Below are 19,583 nucleotides of genomic sequence, written 5' to 3' on the forward strand. Positions count from 1 at the left end.
CATCGTTGAAGGCATTGTGAAACCGATCCTCCTTGGGCTAGATGCATCCCAAGAGACCACCAGCCGGATGACCTTATGATCCCCACCAACACCCTACGCGGAAAATTGACCCCGCAGCGCGATCTGTCTGATTTTACCTGGCTGCGCGTGGGTGGTCCGGCAGACTATCTGTTTCAACCTGCCGATATTGAGGATCTGCAGGACTTATTGCGGCAACTGCCCGGTGATGTGGATGTATTTCCCATGGGTGTCGGCTCGAACCTGATCGTGCGGGATGGGGGGTTGCGAGCCGTTGTGATCCGGCTGGGGCGTGGCTTCAACTCAATCGACGTTGATGGTCTGACCGTGACCGCAGGGGCGGCGGCGCTGGATGCGCATGTGGCGCGTAAGGCAGCGGATGCAGGTGTTGATCTGACCTTTCTGCGCACCATTCCGGGCTCCATCGGCGGGGCAGTTCGGATGAATGCGGGCTGCTACGGCAGCTACACGGCGGATGTGTTTCAATCGGCCACCATTGTGACGCGGCGGGGAGAGCTGCGCGAGATCGGGCCGGATGAGCTGAACTTTCGCTATCGCCAGACGGATATGCCTGAGGGCGCTGTACTGGTGTCGGCCACGCTCAAGGGGGTGCCGGGCGATGCGGAGGAGTTGCATGCCCGAATGGCGGCGCAGCTGCACAAGCGTGACGAGACGCAGCCGACCAAGGATCGTAGCGCCGGATCGACCTTTCGCAACCCGGCCGGTTTTTCTTCCACGGGGCGCGCGGATGATGTGCATGACCTGAAAGCGTGGAAGGTCATCGACAACGCCGGCATGCGGGGCGCGCGCGTCGGCGGCGCTCAGATGAGCGAAAAACACTCGAACTTCATGATCAACACCGGTGGCGCAACTGCCGCAGACCTCGAAGGCCTTGGGGAAGAGGTGCGAAAAAAGGTTTACGATTCCAGCGGGATCACGCTAGAATGGGAAATCATGCGGGTCGGTGAGCCGCTGAGCAAATAACACCCCGTTTCCCGAACCTGATCAGGCCAATAAAACAGGCGGGAATGGCGGCAAATAGCAGACACGGACCACCAAATAAGGTCCGGCAAATTCGAGGCACGTGTTGTGGGTCAGTCGAGCAGGGCACCCCGGACAGTGGCGGTATTGATGGGCGGACCCTCGGCTGAACGCGAGGTTTCCCTTTCCAGTGGGCGTGAATGCGCCGCCGCGCTGCGGGACGAAGGATTTAACGTGATAGAGCTGGACGCAGGTCCGGACCTGTCCGAACGCCTGCAAGAGATCAAGCCAGATGTTGTCTTTAATGCTCTGCATGGCCGCTGGGGCGAGGATGGATGCGTTCAGGGTCTGCTGGAGTGGCTGAACATCCCTTACACGCATTCAGGTGTGTTGTCGTCGGCGCTGGCGATGGACAAGGACCGCGCCAAAGAGATGTTTCGTGCGGCTGGCCTGCCTGTGGCCCAAAGCGTGATTGCCGACCGTGACGAGGTGAAGACGCGCCATGTGATCGCGCCACCTTATGTCGTTAAGCCCAACAACGAAGGTTCGTCTGTCGGCATCTATATCGTGCAAGAGGCTGCCAATTCACCACCGCAGCTGGAATCCACCATGCCCGCGCAGGTGATGGTTGAACAATATGTGCCAGGGCGCGAGTTGACGACGACTGTTGTGGGCGACAAGCCAGTGACCGTGACAGAGATCTTTGCCGATGGCTGGTACGACTACGAGGCCAAGTATTCCCCCGGCGGTTCGCGCCACGAGGTGCCCGCCAACATCCCGCAAGACATCTTTGACCTTTGCCTGGACTATGCCCTGCGCGCCCATCAGGCTTTGGGCTGTCGCGGTGCCAGCCGGACCGATTTCCGCTGGGATGACAGCAACGGCGCTGACGGCCTGTTCCTGTTGGAAACAAATACACAGCCCGGCATGACACCGACCTCGCTGGTACCCGAACAAGCGGGTGAACTGGGCATGACATTTGGTCAGCTCTGCGCCTGGATGGTGGAGGACGCCTCGTGCAACAGGTAAAGCGCAACCGCATGCTGCCGGTGCTGTTCCGGTCCAAGGTGCCACAGGCGCAGGATGCGGAATTTGCCAGTGGCGAGTTTGACGCTCAGGGCAAAGGCATGCCCTTGGAGGGCGTGGGTCGTATTCGTGTCTCGGGGAAATCTGCAGACCCGGCTCCATCTCGTTGGAGCTACCGGTTTCAACGGTGGATGCTTACCCCGGGCATCCGTCTGGGGTTGCGGATCGGGGTTCCCTTTTGTCTTGTGTTTGTTGCAGGTAGCGCCTTTTTGGCAAACGAGAAACGGCGCGATGCACTGAACCTCTTTGTCGCCGATGTACGTGCTTCGATCCAGGAGCGGCCTGAATTCATGGTCAACCTTATGGCCATCGATGGGGCGGGCGATAGCCTGTCCGCCGACATTCGCGAAGTTGTTCCATTCGACTTTCCGATCAGTTCTTTCGATCTGGATGTCGAACAAATTCGTGAAGTCGTCGCAGGCTTGGACCCGGTTAAATCGGCGTCAGTCCGTATTCGTCCAGGCGGTATTTTGCAAGTCAACGTAACCGAGCGCATTCCTACCGTTGTTTGGAGGACGCGTGAAGGTCTTGAGGTTTTGGACGAAACCGGAGCCCACGTAGACGATCTAAAAGCGCGGTCCGATCGAGCGGATCTTCCCCTGATCGTGGGGGATGCCGCGGATGAAGCAGTTGGCGAAGCAATGGCACTGCTTCGAGCTGCCCGCCCTCTGGGGAAACGATTGCGTGGTTTGGCACGTATCGGCGAACGCCGGTGGGACGTGGTTCTGGATCGCGGCCAACGCATTCAATTGCCCAGTGAACGCCCAGTGCGTGCGCTCGAAAGGGTCCTCGCGGTCAACGAAGTGCAGGATCTTCTGGAGAGAGACGTAGCGGTAGTGGATATGCGCCTTGGCGCGCGACCAACAATACGAATGACGGAAAACGCTGTCGAAGAATGGTGGCGGATAAGAAAAACAAGCGAGAACGGACAGTAATCATGATGGCGGACCTCTATCAGTCTCAGCGCGCAATGCGGCAGATGCGACGTCAGGCGATGCAGCGTGGTGTTGTGGCCATTCTGGACGTGGGCAGCTCGAAAATCTCATGCCTTGTGCTGCGGTTTGACGGAACCGGCCGCTTGAGCGAGGACAACTCCATCGGCTCAATGGCGGGGCAGACAGGCTTTCGGGTGATCGGTGCCGCGACTACGCGCTCTCGGGGCGTGCAGTTCGGAGAGATCACCGCGATGCAGGAAACCGAGCGCGCGATCAGGACGGCGTTGCAGGCGGCGCAGAAGATGGCGGAAATTCGGGTGGATCACGTGATTGCCTGTTTCTCGGGGGCCAACCCGCGCTCTTACGGTCTGGACGCGCAGATCGAACTGGAAAGTCAGATGGTTACCGAAGCAGAGGTGGCCCGGGTCCTCAGTTCATGCGATGTGCCAGAGTATGGAGAGGGGCGTGAAGTCTTGCACGCACAACCGGTGAACTTTGCATTGGACCACCGTTCAGGGTTGAGCGATCCCCGGGGGCAACTGGGGCAGGCGCTCGCGGTGGACATGCATATGCTAACCGTTGACGGCGCGGCCATCCAGAACCTCGTGCATTGCATCAAACGCTGCGATCTGGAGCTGGCAGGTATCGCGTCATCTGCCTATGTCTCGGGCATTTCGTCATTGGTTGAAGACGAGCAGGAACTGGGCGCGGCGTGTATCGACATGGGTGGCGGGTCTACCAGCGTTTCGATCTTCCTCAAGAAACACATGATCTACGCTGACAGCGTTCGGATGGGCGGTGATCACGTGACCAGTGACATCTCTATGGGTCTGGGTGTGCCGATGGCCAACGCCGAGCGGATCAAGACGTTCTGCGGTGGTGTCCATGCCACTGGCGCGGATGACCGAGACATGATCGACATTGGCGGCGACACGGGAGACTGGGAGCATGACCGGCGAACTGTTAGCCGCGCTGAATTGATTGGTATCATGCGCCCACGCGTTGAAGAGATCCTCGAAGAGGTACGTGCAAGGTTGGATGCAGCAGGTTTCGACCATTTACCGAGTCAGCAGATTGTATTGACCGGCGGTGGTAGCCAGATCATGGGGCTGGATGGCCTGGCAAGCCGAATTCTGGGCCAACGTGTGCGACTGGGACGGCCATTGAGAGTTCACGGTCTGCCACAATCCGCGACAGGTCCTGGCTTTTCGAGCGCAGTAGGACTGAGCCTGTTTGCGGCAAACCCGCAGGACGAATGGTGGGATTTTGAGATCCCGATTGATCGCTACTCGGGCCGGTCTCTCAAACGCGCAGTGAAATGGTTCCGTGACAACTGGTGAACCTTGATGTGGCGTGTCGGAGCTTTGGTGGGCTGGGTACTGGCATCATCAGCGTCGGCGCAAACTCTTATGCCTGCCGAGGCCTTCATCGATTTTGTGCTGGGTAAGACCATCAGGTTCGAGGATTTTCAATCCGGACGGCTGGTTGGGGAAGAGCAGTTTCTAAGCCGGTCTCAAACCATTTGGAAAACACCCGAGAACGGGTGCGTCACCGGCCAACTATATGTTGATCGCGGACGCGTGTGCTTCATCTACGATGACCTTCATGGAGACGAACCTGCGTGCTGGTGGCCTTATGAATACAAAGGCAGGATCATTGTCCGTCCGGTTGGTAATTTCACGCTTGGCGTGCAAAGCGTTGGTGGCATTTCGGAAGAGCCATTGATGTGTGAAACCCTGCCCTTGAGCTGAAGAAACGGCTTGCGGACCGTAGAGTTATCCCCCAAACTGTCCACAAGGTTCATCAGAAACCCGACGGCAGGATGAGCAGTCGTCAAGACATTGAACTAATACGCGTCCAACGGTGCCCAGACATACTTGCGGCAATCCGAGGGGGTGTTTTGTGCTGTTCGGGTGAAAGCTCGCAATATGTAGCGGGTGCTTAGGCGAAATACTGCTGATGCACACCAGAAACCCTCGATATTTTGGGGTTATATTGCGTTTTTTTGATGACGCCCTTGCCAGATCACAGTAGAGTCAACTGTGGATAGGTAAGAAAAAGCTTGCGCAAGCGGGCATCTAAACAGGCGGACAGAGCATGACATTGAATCTTTCGATGCCCGGTCAGGACGATTTGAAGCCGCGGATCACGGTTTTTGGCGTCGGCGGCGCGGGTGGTAACGCAGTCAACAACATGATCGAAAAAGAACTCGACGGGGTCGAGTTCGTGGTGGCAAACACCGACGCTCAAGCCTTGCAGCAGAACCATGCGACCAGCCGGGTTCAGTTGGGCGTGAAGGTCACCGAAGGTCTGGGCGCGGGGGCCCGTGCCTCGGTCGGGGCCGCGGCAGCCGAAGAAAGCATCGAGCAGATCGTCGATCACCTGGCAGGCGCGCACATGTGCTTCATCACCGCCGGAATGGGCGGAGGCACCGGAACCGGCGCTGCCCCGATTATCGCGCAGGCTGCACGTGAACTGGGTGTTCTGACCGTTGGTGTTGTGACCAAGCCGTTTCAGTTCGAAGGTGCCAAGCGCATGCGTCAGGCTGAAGACGGCGTAGAGGCGCTGCAAAAGGTCGTCGACACGCTGATCATCATCCCGAACCAGAACCTGTTCCGCCTGGCCAACGAAAAGACGACCTTTACCGAGGCGTTTTCGATGGCCGATGACGTTCTGTATCAGGGCGTCAAGGGTGTGACTGACCTGATGGTCCGTCCGGGCCTGATCAACCTCGACTTTGCAGACGTTCGTGCCGTGATGGACGAGATGGGCAAGGCAATGATGGGCACGGGTGAAGGTGAGGGCGAGGATCGCGCCACCCAAGCCGCTGAAAAAGCTATTGCAAACCCCTTGCTGGACGAAATCAGCCTGCGGGGCGCAAAGGGTGTTCTGATCAACATCACCGGCAGCCACGACCTGACCCTGTTCGAACTGGACGAGGCCGCAAACCGCATCCGCGAAGAAGTCGACCCCGAAGCAAACATCATCGTTGGTTCGACTTTGGACACGGCAATGGAAGGTGCGATGCGCGTTTCCGTTGTGGCAACAGGCATTGATGCATCCGAGGTTCATTCGGACGTCCCTGTGCCGCGCCGCCCGATGGCTTCGCCGCTTAAGCAGAAAGTTTCGGCAGAAGACACTCAGCCCGTAATGACCCCCGAGGTCGCCCCGGAGCAGCCGTTGACGTTGGAAACCCCGGCAGCACCGGTTGTTGCAGAGGCAGCCGAAGAGCCTAGCCTGTTCACTGGCATGGGTGTTGAAGAGGTTGCCGCGCAAGATCTGGGTGAGGACATTTTGAAGCAGATGACCCCGAGCTGGCATCTGATGATGGTCTGCCACCGCCAGCGTATCAACCACAAGTGGCAGCCTTTGAGCCCCGTCACGAAGAGGTCGAAACCGAAGCCGAGACTTTTGTCGCACCACGTGCACCAGCTCCCGGTACCCCCTCACCAGAGGCGTTGCAAAGGTTGCAGGCTGCGGCTCAAAAAGTGCCTTCAGCGTCGTCGCGTCAGGCGGCAGCACCCGAGGCTGCGCCCGCGCAGGAAAAGGGACGTTTCGGCTTCAATCGCTTGATCGACCGCATGACAGGTCACGCGGCTGACACGCCAGCTGAACGCCCCGCTCCGCAGGTCCGTCAACAACCTATGATGCGTCAAGCTGACGCCGCGGCACCTGCTGCGGTTGAGAGTGATCCAGAGCAGGAACGGATCGAAATTCCGGCATTCCTGCGTCGCCAAGCGAACTGATAGCGGTCACAAAATTGATGAATAAGGCCACCGAAAGGTGGCCTTTTTTAATTGTTTTACATGATGTTAGTGGGCGATGAGCAGTGTTTCGCTTATCTGTTACATCGATGTTTCATTCGGTTACAAAGATTGAGTTGAGAGTGAGCTCCCCCTCCCTTACTTCAGGGTCAACACAGCGCAAGGACGCTGGAAACTGATGTATGAGGCACACGTTGCAAAATACGCTCAAAACCTCTGTAACCTTTGAAGGTGTCGGCCTGCATGGCGGCGCTGGTGTCAAAATGGTTCTGCGTCCGGCCGCGGCTGGACATGGTATCTGGTTCAAGCGAACCGATATCCAGGTGGGCGATGCAATGATCCCTGCAATCTATGATCTGGTTGAACGCACCCCGCTGTGCACGAAACTGGTCAACGATGCCGGTGTGACCATCTCGACTGTCGAGCACATCATGGCCGCTTTGGCTGGCTGCGGCATCCATAATGTTCTGATCGAAATTGATGGACCAGAAGTCCCGATCATGGATGGATCGTCGGTCGACTTTGTTCGCGGCATAATGGCCAAAGGTGTGCGTCGTCAGGCAGCGCCGGTTCTGGCCTACGAAGTCCTGAAGCCGATAACCGTGGAAAAAGACGGCGCCAAAGCGACGCTTTTGCCGTCGGACCGGCTGGAAATCGAATTCCACATTGATTTCGAAGACAAGGCAATCGGGTGTCAAAACAAGAAGCTGGATATGCGCAATGGAACGTTTGCCCGGGAATTGAGCGATAGCCGCACATTCTGCCGCCAGGCCGACGTGGATGCCATGCACGAAAACGGTTTGGCGTTGGGTGGTACTCTTGACAATGCGGTTGTTGTTGATGGTTCGGACGTCCTGAGCCCAGGCGGTTTCCGCCATGCCGACGAAGCTGTTCGTCACAAAATGCTGGATGCGCTTGGTGATCTCTATATGGCCGACGGCCCGCTGCTTGGTCACTATATTGGTGAACGTGCGGGTCATTCACTGACGAATACCCTTCTGCGAAAGCTGTTCGAGACACCCGGCGCGGTTCGCCCCGTTTTGTGTGACCCTGAAACTGCGGCGCGCCTGCCAGGGCAGGGGTTGGTCTGGGCAGAAATTCCGCAGGTTGCTTAAGGACTCGACGCGAGACTGCAGGTCTTTTTCTTAACTGGTCGTTAAGGCGTTTTGCAGCGGAAATTAATGTGCTAGACCGATGCTCAGTCGGGTTAACCGGCAAGGCAAGACGACAAGGATGAGCGAGTATGATCGGCGGCAAGGTGGGGGCCAAATTAGTTGGTGCACTTCTTCTGACGGCTTTTCTGGCAGCTTGTAGCGGAGGGGGATTGCGCAACTCGGCAGACCGCAGCCAGAACCTTGAGGGGTTTACGCCAGAACAGATTTTTGAACGCGGTGAATTTGAACTGGCACAATCCCGGACCGACGATGCCGCATGGTATTTTTCCGAGATTGAACGGCTTTACCCGTATTCCAATTGGGCAAAGCGCGCATTGATCATGCAGGCCTTCGCTTATCATTCGGGCAAAGACTATCCCGAGAGCCGGGCTTCGGCTCAGCGCTACATTGACTTTTATCCAACGGATGAAGATGCGGCCTATGCTCAATACCTTCTTGCGCTCAGCTACTACGATCAGATCGACGAAGTGGGTCGCGATCAGGGTCTGACCTTTCAGGCTTTGCAGTCTCTGCGTACGGTGATCGAGGTCTATCCTGACAGCGAATACGCAACATCGGCGATCCTTAAGTTTGATTTGGCCTTCGATCATCTGGCAGCAAAAGAAATGGAGATCGGGCGCTATTATTTGCGGCGTGATCACTACACCGCTGCAATCAACCGATTCCGAGTTGTCGTCGAGGATTTCCAGACCACAACGCACACAGCCGAGGCTCTGCATCGACTTGTAGAGGCTTATCTGTCCCTGGGACTGGTGAACGAGGCCCAGACTGCTGGTGCCATCCTGGGCTACAATTACCAATCCTCTGAATGGTACGAGAGCAGCTACAAACTTCTGACGGCCGCAGGGCTGAAACTCAAGGACCGTGGCAACAACTGGTTGAGCCAGATCTATCGTCAATCGGTCAAGGGTGAGTGGCTGTAAAGGCCCGGCAAACGGGATCGCATTATGCTGCGAACACTTGATATCCGCGACATGCTGATCATCGACCGGCTGGAACTGGAGTTCCAGCCGGGTTTGAATGTTTTGACCGGGGAAACCGGGGCCGGAAAATCCATCTTGCTGGATTCGCTGGGGTTTGTTCTTGGTTGGCGGGGGCGTGCTGAACTGGTTCGCCAGGGGGCACAACAAGGTGAAGTGACCGCGGAATTCCACCTTCCGGCGGGACACCCGGCACATGACATCCTTGCCGAAGCAGGTTTGCCAACCGGGGAAGAACTCATTTTGCGCCGTGTGAATACCGCTGACGGGCGCAAAACGGCGTGGGTTAACGATCGCCGCTGTTCGGGAGAGGTGCTGCGCACTCTGTCTGAGACATTGATCGAACTGCACGGTCAACATGATGATCGGGGTCTTTTGAACGCGCGCGGTCATCGGGCCATGTTGGACGCGTTTGCCAAGCTTGATGGAATGTTGACGACTACTCGAGCGAGCTGGACGCATATGGCCAAGGCTCGAAAAGCAGTAGATGCGACGCAATCTGCGCTGGATGCTGTTCGGGCCGAAGAAGAGTTTCTACGCCATGCGGTGGCTGAACTGGATCAACTGGATCCGGTTGCAGGCGAAGATGCAGATTTGGATGCGCGCCGCCGCTTGATGCAAGGTGCAGAGAAGATCCGCGATGACGTGGCCCGGGCCTTTGCTCTGTTGGGCGGAGAGGGCGCCGAAGGCGCGATGTCTGATGCGTTGCGTTGGCTCGAAGGCGTTTCATCCGAGGCGGGTGGTCAGTTGGAGGAGCCATTGGCCGCCTTGGGACGCGCCATTATCGAATTGGGAGAAGCCCAATCTGGCGTTGAAAGCTGTTTGAATGCCCTTGAATTTGATCCGGCAGAATTGGAAACAACTGAAGAACGCCTGTTTGCCATCAGGGCCTTGGCCCGAAAACATGACGTATTGCCTGACGAACTTGGCAACTACGCAGAGACGCTGCGCGAAAAACTGAATGCTCTTGACGCTGGGGACGCTGACTTGGCCCGGCTAGAAGCAGAGTTAGCCGAAGCCAAAGTCGCCTATGACGATGCAGCTGATGCCCTGTCGAAGGCTCGGACTGACGCAGCAGGGCAGTTGGATGTTTCGGTTATGTCAGAGTTGGCGCCGCTCAAGATGGAGCGCGCTGTGTTCGAAACCAAACTGACCAGAGGCGAAGCTGGTCCTGAAGGTTACGACTTGGTCGCCTTTACCGTAGCGACTAACCCGGGCGCACCAGCCGGTCCGCTAAACAAAATCGCGTCAGGTGGCGAGCTCAGTCGTTTCCTGCTAGCGCTCAAGGTGTGCCTGACCGGCGACGACAGTGCACGAACAATGATTTTTGACGAGATCGATCGCGGCGTTGGTGGTGCAACTGCCGATGCGGTGGGACGGCGTCTTGCCTCGTTGGCTCAAGGCGGTCAGGTTTTGGTGGTCACGCATTCCCCTCAGGTTGCGGCGCAAGGTCAACATCACTGGCGCGTGCAGAAACAGGTGCAAAACAATGCGACCCTGTCATCGGTTGTGCCTTTGTCGACGGATGAACGCGTGGACGAGATTGCCCGAATGGTTGCTGGCGACACCATCACGGACGAGGCGCGGGCGGCGGCGAGGGCTTTGCTGACGTCCTGACTTTTACTGCCGATTGCTGAGCTTCTTACATGGGCAGGGCTGTGAACTTGGTACCAGTCAGGCATTTTATAGGGTTCGATGGACAAGGCGTACGTAATATGGGGCGATCTCACGCAATTAGGGGCCTGAGACACAAGCTCGACAGTAGCAAAAATTGACGTCTTTCCAGCGCCCCTAGGCGGGAATGCTCCTTTTCTGTTAACTCTCAGTGTCCTAAACAGGTTTAAGAGATGTCCTGAGGTCGCGCATGACCCCTTCTACCAGAAGCTTGCTCAAGCAGCAGATCACATTGGCCATGGCGGCCATCAAAGACGGTTGGCGTGTGATGCGCCATCGTGGTCCAAGCCAGATACAGTTTTGGTTCATAGCCTTGGTTATCGGTATTGTTGCCGGATTTGCTGCTTTGTTCTTTCGCAAGGCAATCAACGCTTTGCAGGCCACTCTTTACGGGACAGAAGACGTACAGTTTCTGCACAGTTTTGCAGAACAACTACCGTGGTACTGGGTTCTGTGTATTCCGATTGTCGGTGGATTGATTGTCGGTGTAATCCTGCACAAGTTTACCGAAGATGGTCGGGTTCGCTCGGTTGCGGACGTCATCGAAGGGGCTGCCTTAACCGACGGAAGGGTCGAGAAGAAGGCGGGTATCGCATCGATGCTGGCCTCTTGGATAACGTTGAGCTCTGGCGGGTCAACCGGGCGCGAGGGTCCCGTGGTACATATGGCCGGTGTTGTATCAACCTGGGTCAGCGACCGGATCAACGCTGATGGCATTACCGGTCGTGATCTCCTAGGGTGCGCGGTCGCCGCTGCGGTCTCCGCAAGCTTCAACGCGCCCATAGCAGGTGCTCTTTTCGCGCTTGAAGTGGTGCTTCGCCATTTTGCTGTCCACGCCTTTGCCCCAATCGTCATTGCTTCTGTGGCGGGCACAGTGATCAACAGGCTCGAATTCGGAGATGTCACTGAATTTGTGCTGAACACGCCGGGGTCGCTGAAGTTCTACGTTGAATTGCCAGCATTTTTGTTGCTTGGCCTGTTGTGTGGGGTGATCGCGGTTGCCTTGATGCGTTCGATTTTTCTGGCCGAAGATCTGGCCAACCATTTTCAAGCCAAGTTCAGCTTACCGCGCTGGTTACGCCCTGCGATATCGGGCGCCATGTTGGGAGGGTTGGCAATATGGTTCCCCCATATCATTGGTGTTGGGTATGAGACGACGACGTTGGCCTTGAGCGGCGATCTACTTTTGCACAACGCGATCATCTTTGCCGTGCTCAAAACCATTGCAGTTGCCATTACCTTTGGTGGTCGCATGGGGGGTGGGGTTTTTTCACCGTCATTGATGGTGGGTGCCTTGTCTGGCTTGGCTTTTGGCCTGGTCGCTACAGGGTTGCTGCCAGATGTTTCTGGCACGCACACGCTTTATGCCTTTGCCGGAATGGGCGCCGTGGCCGCCGCCGTCTTGGGCGCACCGATTTCGACGACGCTCATCGTGTTTGAATTGACAGGAGACTGGCAGATCGGGATTGCGGTCATGGTTTCTGTTTCGATGTCCACGGCCCTTGCGTCACGGCTGGTCGATCGCTCGTTCTTTTTGACACAGCTAGAACGAAGGAACATCCATCTCGCGGCGGGTCCGCAAGCGTATTTGCTTGCTTTGATGCGATGTTCTTCAGTAATGCGCGCGCTGGATGACCCGCGCTGCGCTGATGTCGAGACCTGCGAACGCATGATCGGCGAAGGACTGTGCGTAGAGGCCAGCGCCACGCTCGAGGCGGCAATGCCCTTCTTTGACCGGGCGGACGTGCCATTTATTCCGGTTGTTGTCCCAAAGGAGAATATGCCGCCTAAGCTGGTGGGTGCATTGTTCCACATAGATGCACTCAAGGCATATAACCGGGCGCTAGCGGCGACTGCGGCCGAGGAGCACTCGTAGCGTACAAGAGTGTTGCCGCTGATTTTTGGTCGTGATCTCAACACGACCATTGCATATCGATAATTGCCCATGGCTTGGCCAGCCGTTGACGGCAATCAATTGTCTAAAATTCGTCTGACCCGTAACGTTCCAGATCTTGATACTCAGAGCTTTGGATATGTTTGGGGAGGGTAGGCATCTCGGATACGTCGCGGTCATTAAGGCGAGTAAGGGGTGCGCCCGATCGGTTGGAAAAACCATTGGACAATTGGCCTAAGCTGTCTTTGTCGAGGAGGCTATAGAGAAAGACGTCGTTCTCTGACGTCATCGTCTCTTTCTCAAAAGTACCAAATGCACGTCTTGGGGACCGTTATGCGATGGTCACGATACGCGACACTGATGACAACCCATAGAAAGTCGATCTGAGAACTGATCAGGATGACGTTTCTAAAGGATTGAAGGAACGAAACGGAGTTTGCTGTTCAGGCAATTCACCCCGTTTCGAAATTCTTAGCTATGGATTGGATTGCAAAATTCCTTTGCCGCCCGCTTCAGAGCTGTTCCACCGTCACGCCATCGCGCAGGTGAAAGGCCAGGTAGTCCTTTATCTCTGCCACAGCCTCGATGGGGGCCTCATACGACCAGGCGGCATCCTTGGTGACTGATGAACGGTTGACGATAGAAAAGTAAGTTGCATCACCCTTATGTGGGCAGTGCGTGGTCTTGTCAGACACGTCCAGGAACGCCATCGCAATATCCTTGCGGGGGAAGTAGATCACCGGATCAAGATCGCCTTCGCTCAGTTCCAGCACCTCGCTGCTTTCGCCAAGAATGGCCCCACCGGAACGTACGCTCCACTTGCCGCCCGGTTTTCGGATCTTGATGTGATCTGTCATATTGTCTCCTTCCCCATCGTCTTTCATGGTGAGCGGTCTTGTCGCCCGCTCGTGTAACAGCCAAGTGTCAGACCTCTTGTGTCAAACTGGCGCGGTTGCTGCGTCCAGCCACTGGCGCGCCTCGGGTCCCACACGTGGGCCGATCTTGTCGGCCACGTCGCGGTGATAGCCATTCAGCCAATCCCGTTCTTCGGCGGACAACATATCCACGACGATCAGCCGCCGGTCAATGGGGGCAAAGGTCAAAGTACGCCACGACAGGAAGGTGCGTTCCGGATCGGATGTCGGTAACGCGGAGGCATCCTGCACCACCACCAGGTTTTCGATGCGGATGCCAAAGGCCCCTTCGCGGTAATATCCCGGCTCATTGGACAGAATCATGCCCGGTTCCAGCGGCACATGGCTGGTGCGTGCCAGTCGTTGGGGACCCTCATGAACACTCAGATATGCGCCAACGCCGTGGCCGACACCGTGGTTGAAATCCTGCCCGGCTAGCCACAGCGGCAAACGTGCGACACATTCGATGTCGCGCCCAGCCAGACCCGCAGGCCAGCGCAGCATCGACAGGGCAATCATGCCTTTCAGGACACGGGTGAAGCAGGCTTTTTCTTCATCGCCCACGTCGCCAATGGCGATCGTGCGGGTGATGTCGGTGGTGCCGTCCAGATATTGCCCGCCGCTGTCCAGAACCAGCAGGTGACCGTTTTCCAGCTTGCTGTCGGTCTCTTCTGTCACGCGATAATGCATGATCGCGCCATTGGGACCGGCGCCCGAGATCGTCTCGAAACTGATGTCTTGCAGGGCGTTGTCGGTGCGGCGACGGGCCTCCAGTTCGGTGACGACCTGTGTCTCGGTCAGAGAGCCGGGGGCTTGCGCGTCAAGCCAGGTCAACAGCTCGACAATTGCGGCCCCGTCGCGCAGATGCGCCTCGGCCGAGCCTTCGATCTCAGCGGCGTTCTTGCGTGCCTTGGGCAGGGCGCAGGGATCACCTGCGTCCACCATGCGATCACCCAAGATATCGGCGACCTTCTGTGGCACGGTGCCCGCGTCGACCTGCACCTTGCCCGCAAGCGTTTCCACTTCCACCAAGAATTCGGCTGGGTCATGAACGGACACGGTCTCGGGGAAATGATCACCGAGATTCGAGAGCCTTGCACCGGCCATGAACAGATCCATTGCGCCGCTGTCATGCAGAATGGCAAACCCATGTGCGACTGGATTGCGGGGGATGTCAGCGCCGCGAATGTTCAAAAGCCACATGATCGAATCCGGCAGGGTGATCACTGCGGAACTGTGCCCGGCGTTCGTCAGCCCGGCGGCCAGTCGGGCCATCTTATCAGCGGCGCTTTCGCCTGCAAATTCAATTGGGTGCGCTTTGACAGGGCTCATCGGTGGGGCGGGTTGATCGTCCCAGATGGCATCGACCAGGTTGTCTGTGCGGATCAGTTCAATGCCTGTGCCCTGCAATTCTTTTTCGGCCTGGGTGATTTGACCGGCTGAATGCAACCAGGCGTCATAGCCCACCTTGCCACCATCAGGGAGCTGTTCCTTCAGCCAGGTCGACAGGGTGATGTCAGGCCAGGGGACAGGGGTGTACACATCGGCCACCTGCGCCTTGACTTGGGTACGGTAACGCCCGTCGATGAAAACACCCGCGATCTGATCCAGTACGACGCAAAACCCGGCAGAGCCGGTAAAGCCGGTGAGCCAGGCAAGCCGTTCGTCCCGCGCGGCCACATATTCCCCCTGATGCGCATCAGCGCGAGGCACGAGGAAGCCGTTCAGGCCTTGCTTGGCTAGTTCGGCGCGCAAGGCTGCCAACCGGGGCGGGCCTTGTTCCGGGCGGGCGGTTACCTCAAAGCTTTGAAACATGGGGGCCTCGATCTGGTTGTCTTTGGTTCGGGCAAAAGGTGAGGCGACGGGTAAGAAATGTCCAGACGGGAAAGCGTGACCCTTGGCAATTTGCGTGCCGTCGCTAAGGTGGCCATATGACCCGATACCTTGCATTTATTCTGTGTTTTGCCTGTCCAGCATATGCGCAAACGCAATCCGAGCTTGTGGAGCGTGCCCGTCAAACGGCTGCGGAAGCGATTGCCAAGAGTATGACCGATCCATCTAACCCGGGACAGGCTGGCGTGTCGCGGCTGTTCGATAAGGGGGGCGCCCCACTTTATGTTCAGTGACGGATGCCCACACATCAGGCGGCACATACATCGGCCGGACCTATTGGGAGGTCACGCTGAGCGAAGACGGGTCCGAGGTTTTGCGAACACGTGACGTGACCGGCCTGTTTTCGAATTGCTATGGCGAGGATTATCAGGTGTTTCGCGAGCTATTAAAAAAATAAGTGGGGGCGCTGCCCTCGTCACTGCGCGCGCCCCCGAGATATTTTTGGCAAGAAGAAGAGCAAGGCCTTAGGAGGCCCGACGCATTCCCATAACCCGGGCGCGAGCACGCGGGTCGCTGTCGAAAAGGGCTGCGAGCTGTTCGGTCATGGCCCCGGCCAGTTGTTCGACATCAGTGATAGTCACCGCGCGGTCATAATAGCGGGTCACGTCGTGGCCGATGCCGATGGCCAGAAGTTCGACCATCTTGCGCTTTTCGACCATGGCGATCACATCGCGCAGATGCTTTTCAAGATAGTTGGCCGGGTTCACCGACAGGGTGCTGTCATCCACTGGGGCGCCGTCTGAAATGACCATCAGGATTTTACGCTGTTCACGCCGCGCCATCATCCGGCGGTGTGCCCATTCCAGCGCCTCGCCGTCGATGTTTTCCTTCAAGAGCCCCTCTTTCATCATCAGGCCCAGGTTGGGCGCGCGCGCCGCCATGGGGCGTCGGCGTTTTTGTAGATGATGTGGCGCAGGTCGTTCAGTCGGCCGGGCTGTTGCGGGCGGCCATCGTTCAGCCAGGCCTCGCGGGCTTGTCCGCCTTTCCAGGCGCGGGTGGTGAAGCCCAGGATTTCGACCTTGACGTTGCACCGTTCCAGCGTGCGCGCCAGAACGTCGGCGCAAATCGCGGCGATCGAAATCGGGCGGCCGCGCATCGAACCGGAGTTGTCCAACAGCAGCGTCACCACGGTGTCGCGGAATTCGGTGTCTTTTTCGACCTTGAAGCTGAGCGGTGTGGTCGGGCTGGCGACAACACGGGCCAGACGGCCGGCATCCAGAATGCCCTCTTCGCGGTCGAATTCCCAGCTGCGGTTCTGTTGCGCCTGCAGGCGGCGTTGCAGCTTGTTGGCCAGACGGCTCACCGCGCCTTTGAGCGGTTCGAGCTGCTGGTCCAGATAGGCGCGCAGACGTTCCAGCTCGGCCGGTTCGGCCAGATCTTCGGCGGCAATTTCTTCGTCATGCTCGGACAGGTAGACCAGATAGTCAGGGTCGGCATCTGACACAGGCTGTGGCGCAGGCGGCTCAAGTGGGGCCTCGCCCTCGGGCATCTCGGCCTCTTCGCCCAATTCCTCGTCTGCCATCTCGTCCATCGAGACTTGGGCTTGGGATTGGTCCTGTTGCTCTTCCTGCGATTGCTCGGGATTGGCGTCGGCGTCTTCCTGATCTTGCTGGTCGTCTCCGGTGCTATCGGGATCGGGTTGCTCGTCTGCGTCGTCTTCGGCCTGATCTTCCTGATCTTCGTCCAGCTCATCCGGGTCATCGCCCAATTGGTCGCCGTAGCCCAGATCTTCGATCACCTGACGGGCGAATTTGGCGAACTCGGCCTGATCGCTGAGCATGTCCTGAAGGTTATCCAGCGTCCCGCCGGCCTGTTCTTCGATGAAGCCGCGCCACAGGTTCATGACGTTGTCGGCAGCAGCTGGCAGGTCGCGGCCCGTAGCCAGATGGCGGATCAGGTACCCGGCGGCGACGGGCAGGGGGGCATCGGCGGCCTGGGTGCATTGGTCATAGCCCCGGCGCAGCGCCTCATGCGTGATCTTGACGTCGATGTTGGATGCAGTGCCCGGCATGTCGCGGGCGCCCATGGCCTCGCACCGGGCGGTTTCCATCGCCTCATAGAGATCGCGCGCCATATTGCCCGGAGGGGCATAGCGGGCATGGGTTTCAGCGTTGTGGTACTTGCGTTGCAAGGCCAGAGCATCGGCGGTGCCGCGCGCCAGCAGAACCTCTTCGCGGGACATGCGGCGGCTGACTTGGGGCAGGCGCATCGAGTCGCCCGAAACCCCCGATGGATCAACCGTATAGCTGACGTTCAGCTCGGGATCATCGGCCATGACCTTGGTCGCCTCGGCCAGGGCCTTCTTGAACGGATCAGCGGGGTTGTCGTTGGGCTTTTTCATAGGGACAAATCCTGCAGTTTCAGGGCGCCAGAGGCAAGAAGGAAGAGTTGATCGACATGCACGTCGATGGCGTCGATGACCGGATACCCAGTGGTTTTGGCCGTCAAAGGCCAGTCCCAAATCAGTGCTTAGCCAATACAACGGCATCTGCTCCCATTTCATCAACCATTCTGCGTCCTGCAGTAAAAAACAAGTCTCGTTGAGCATCGCCTACCTGCCCCGCAAGAGCGGTGTCTACATAGGCTTGGCCCACTTCGGCGATCTGACCTTCGGGCACAACCGTGCGGGTCTTTGTCAACCGCCCGTAGAGGTGGCTTTGCATGACGGTCTCGGTGCCCAGGATACCGACGGTGTCGATCCCCTGATTGGCAAAGTGATCGTCCAATGCCCCAAGCGCGCTGATCAAAGGCAACGAAGACAATGCGCGGGTTTCATCCTCGCAAAAGCTGCCACCGATCGAGGTGATCGCCGCCACCTTGGCGCCGGATGCCGCAAGGCGGGTGATGACATGGGCATAGACGCGGGCCTGATCGTCGCGACGGTCGGTCTGCGCATTGCGCGCAAGTACCTGAATGTCTGCGTTGACGATGGTCAGGTCAAGCGGAACACCGGCCGCGCGACAACGATCAGACAGCTTGAGGTAATAAGCTGCCGTGGCTGCCGGGCCAATGCCTCCGATCAAACCGATGTGCATCACGTCCCCCCTTTGCGAACGCCGTGTGGGGAGCGAGGGGCTTACCCCATGCTCGCGCTGGCGGCGCTTTCGGGGAGTTCCTCGTCAAAGCAGCGCTGATAGAACTCGGCTACGGTCTGGCGCTCCAGCTCGTCGCATTTGTTCAGGAACGACAGGCGGAAAGCATAGCCCACATCGCGGAAGATCTCGGCGTTTTGCGCCCAGTTGATCACGGTCCGTGGCGACATGACGGTCGACAGATCGCCGTTCATGAAGGCGGTCCGGGTCAGGTCCGCAACGGTGACCATCTGGCTGACGGTCTTGCGGCCATCGGCGGTGTTGTAATGCGGTGCCTTCGACAGGACGATCATCGTCTCGGCGTCGTGGCTGAGGTAGTTCAGCGTCGCGACCAGCGACCAGCGGTCCATCTGGGCCTGGTTGATCTGCTGGGTACCGTGATAGAGGCCGGTGGTATCACCCAGACCCACGGTGTTTGCGGTGGCAAACAGGCGGAAGTGCGGGTTGGGCGTGATGATCTCGTTCTGGTCCATTAGCGTTAGCTTACCGTCGTGTTCCAGAACGCGCTGGATCACGAACATCACGTCAGCACGGCCTGCGTCGTATTCGTCGAACACGATCGCAACCGGGTTGCGCAGGGCCCAGGGCAGGATGCCCTCGTGGAATTCGGTGACCTGCTTGCCGTCGCGCAGTTTGATCGCGTCCTTGCCGATCAGGTCGATACGGGAAATATGGCTGTCCAGGTTCACACGGACGGCGGGCCAGTTCAAGCGCGCGGCGACCTGTTCGATGTGGGTCGATTTGCCCGTACCGTGGTAGCCCTGAACCATGACACGACGGTTGTGGCTGAATCCGGCCAGGATCGCCATCGTGGTGTCGGGGTCGAACTTGTAGGTGTGGTCGATTTCGGGCACGCGGTCCGAGCGCTCGGCAAACCCCTTGATCGTCATGTCGGTGTCGATGCCGAACACCTCACGGACCGAGATTTCTTCGGTGGGTTTTGCGTTGATGTCGATCAAACCGTCAGCCATGCCAATCGTCCTTATCCTCTCGGCCCCTGTCTGTGGGGCATGAACTTGCGTTTGGTGCAACATCTTTGGGGCAAGGGCAAGGGGAACCGGACGTTCCTGACGGCTGTGTCCAAAAAAGGTTGTGAACTGGACTTATCAACCGGCCGGAATACGTCACATCTGACGGAATTAGTTGTTGTCTTCTGCGATTGGTGGTCGCTGTTTTT

Annotated in this window: 15 protein-coding genes and 2 pseudogenes; 12 read left to right on the plus strand and 5 right to left on the minus strand. The window is 57.9% G+C overall.

What is annotated here, in order from left to right; translation table 11 throughout:
* Positions 1-75: 75 nt before the first annotated feature.
* From murB to ACZ1HE_RS08310, 10 genes and pseudogenes are all read left to right on the plus strand, one after another.
* Positions 76-1,002: a UDP-N-acetylmuramate dehydrogenase gene (gene murB / locus ACZ1HE_RS08265; RefSeq protein WP_472620337.1), complete on the plus strand. Its 927-nt coding sequence runs from the start codon at positions 76-78 to the stop codon at positions 1,000-1,002.
* Between the two features lie 105 nt (positions 1,003-1,107).
* Positions 1,108-2,028, plus strand: coding sequence for a D-alanine--D-alanine ligase (locus ACZ1HE_RS08270; protein ID WP_472620338.1), 921 nt, complete (start codon positions 1,108-1,110; stop codon positions 2,026-2,028).
* Positions 2,029-2,126: 98 nt separating this feature from the next.
* Entirely contained in the window at positions 2,127-3,020 is an 894-nt protein-coding gene (locus ACZ1HE_RS08275; protein WP_472624409.1) for a cell division protein FtsQ/DivIB, read from the plus strand.
* Positions 3,021-3,025: 5 nt separating this feature from the next.
* Complete coding sequence (gene ftsA / locus ACZ1HE_RS08280; protein ID WP_472624411.1) at positions 3,026-4,360, plus strand: cell division protein FtsA; 1,335 nt, start codon at positions 3,026-3,028, stop codon at positions 4,358-4,360.
* Between the two features lie 6 nt (positions 4,361-4,366).
* Positions 4,367-4,771 (plus strand): hypothetical protein, encoded by a 405-nt coding sequence (locus ACZ1HE_RS08285; protein ID WP_472620339.1) that lies wholly within the window; start codon positions 4,367-4,369, stop codon positions 4,769-4,771.
* A 346-nt stretch (positions 4,772-5,117) separates the two neighbouring features.
* A pseudogene (ftsZ, locus tag ACZ1HE_RS08290) lies at positions 5,118-6,766 on the plus strand (cell division protein FtsZ).
* A gap of 200 nt (positions 6,767-6,966) precedes the next feature.
* On the plus strand, positions 6,967-7,899 hold the full coding sequence (lpxC, locus tag ACZ1HE_RS08295) for a UDP-3-O-acyl-N-acetylglucosamine deacetylase (RefSeq protein ID WP_472620340.1): 933 nt from the start codon (positions 6,967-6,969) through the stop codon (positions 7,897-7,899).
* Positions 7,900-8,027: 128 nt separating this feature from the next.
* The gene (locus tag ACZ1HE_RS08300; RefSeq protein ID WP_472620341.1) at positions 8,028-8,882 is read left to right on the plus strand and encodes an outer membrane protein assembly factor BamD; all 855 of its coding nucleotides are present in this window, start codon (positions 8,028-8,030) and stop codon (positions 8,880-8,882) included.
* A gap of 24 nt (positions 8,883-8,906) precedes the next feature.
* Entirely contained in the window at positions 8,907-10,556 is a 1,650-nt protein-coding gene (recN, locus tag ACZ1HE_RS08305; protein ID WP_472620342.1) for a DNA repair protein RecN, read from the plus strand.
* Positions 10,557-10,803: 247 nt separating this feature from the next.
* On the plus strand, positions 10,804-12,489 hold the full coding sequence (locus ACZ1HE_RS08310) for a chloride channel protein (RefSeq protein WP_472620343.1): 1,686 nt from the start codon (positions 10,804-10,806) through the stop codon (positions 12,487-12,489).
* Between the two features lie 530 nt (positions 12,490-13,019).
* Here the strand turns inward: ACZ1HE_RS08310 and ACZ1HE_RS08315 are convergent.
* The gene (locus ACZ1HE_RS08315) at positions 13,020-13,364 is read right to left on the minus strand and encodes a DUF427 domain-containing protein (protein ID WP_472620344.1); all 345 of its coding nucleotides are present in this window, start codon (positions 13,362-13,364) and stop codon (positions 13,020-13,022) included.
* Between the two features lie 81 nt (positions 13,365-13,445).
* Positions 13,446-15,236: an aminopeptidase P family protein gene (locus ACZ1HE_RS08320; RefSeq protein WP_472620345.1), complete on the minus strand. Its 1,791-nt coding sequence runs from the start codon at positions 15,234-15,236 to the stop codon at positions 13,446-13,448.
* Between the two features lie 116 nt (positions 15,237-15,352).
* On the opposite strand from ACZ1HE_RS08320, the gene ACZ1HE_RS08325 reads away from it, so the two are divergent.
* Both ACZ1HE_RS08325 and ACZ1HE_RS08330 read left to right on the plus strand, forming a co-directional pair.
* Positions 15,353-15,547, plus strand: coding sequence for a hypothetical protein (locus ACZ1HE_RS08325; protein WP_472620346.1), 195 nt, complete (start codon positions 15,353-15,355; stop codon positions 15,545-15,547).
* The gene (locus ACZ1HE_RS08330) at positions 15,544-15,711 is read left to right on the plus strand and encodes a hypothetical protein (protein WP_472620347.1); all 168 of its coding nucleotides are present in this window, start codon (positions 15,544-15,546) and stop codon (positions 15,709-15,711) included. The genes ACZ1HE_RS08325 and ACZ1HE_RS08330 overlap by 4 nt, the downstream gene beginning before the upstream one ends.
* A gap of 67 nt (positions 15,712-15,778) precedes the next feature.
* On the opposite strand, the pseudogene cobT reads toward ACZ1HE_RS08330, so the two are convergent.
* The 3 genes and pseudogenes from cobT to cobS form a co-directional block, all read right to left on the minus strand.
* Positions 15,779-17,655, minus strand: a pseudogene (gene cobT / locus ACZ1HE_RS08335) (cobaltochelatase subunit CobT).
* A gap of 121 nt (positions 17,656-17,776) precedes the next feature.
* Positions 17,777-18,349, minus strand: coding sequence for an aspartate/glutamate racemase family protein (locus tag ACZ1HE_RS08340; RefSeq protein ID WP_472620348.1), 573 nt, complete (start codon positions 18,347-18,349; stop codon positions 17,777-17,779).
* 41 nt (positions 18,350-18,390) lie between these two features.
* Positions 18,391-19,377, minus strand: coding sequence for a cobaltochelatase subunit CobS (gene cobS, locus ACZ1HE_RS08345; protein ID WP_472620349.1), 987 nt, complete (start codon positions 19,375-19,377; stop codon positions 18,391-18,393).
* Positions 19,378-19,583: the final 206 nt, after the last annotated feature.

The sequence above is a fragment of the Falsiruegeria sp. JB4-1 genome, assembly GCF_055693495.1.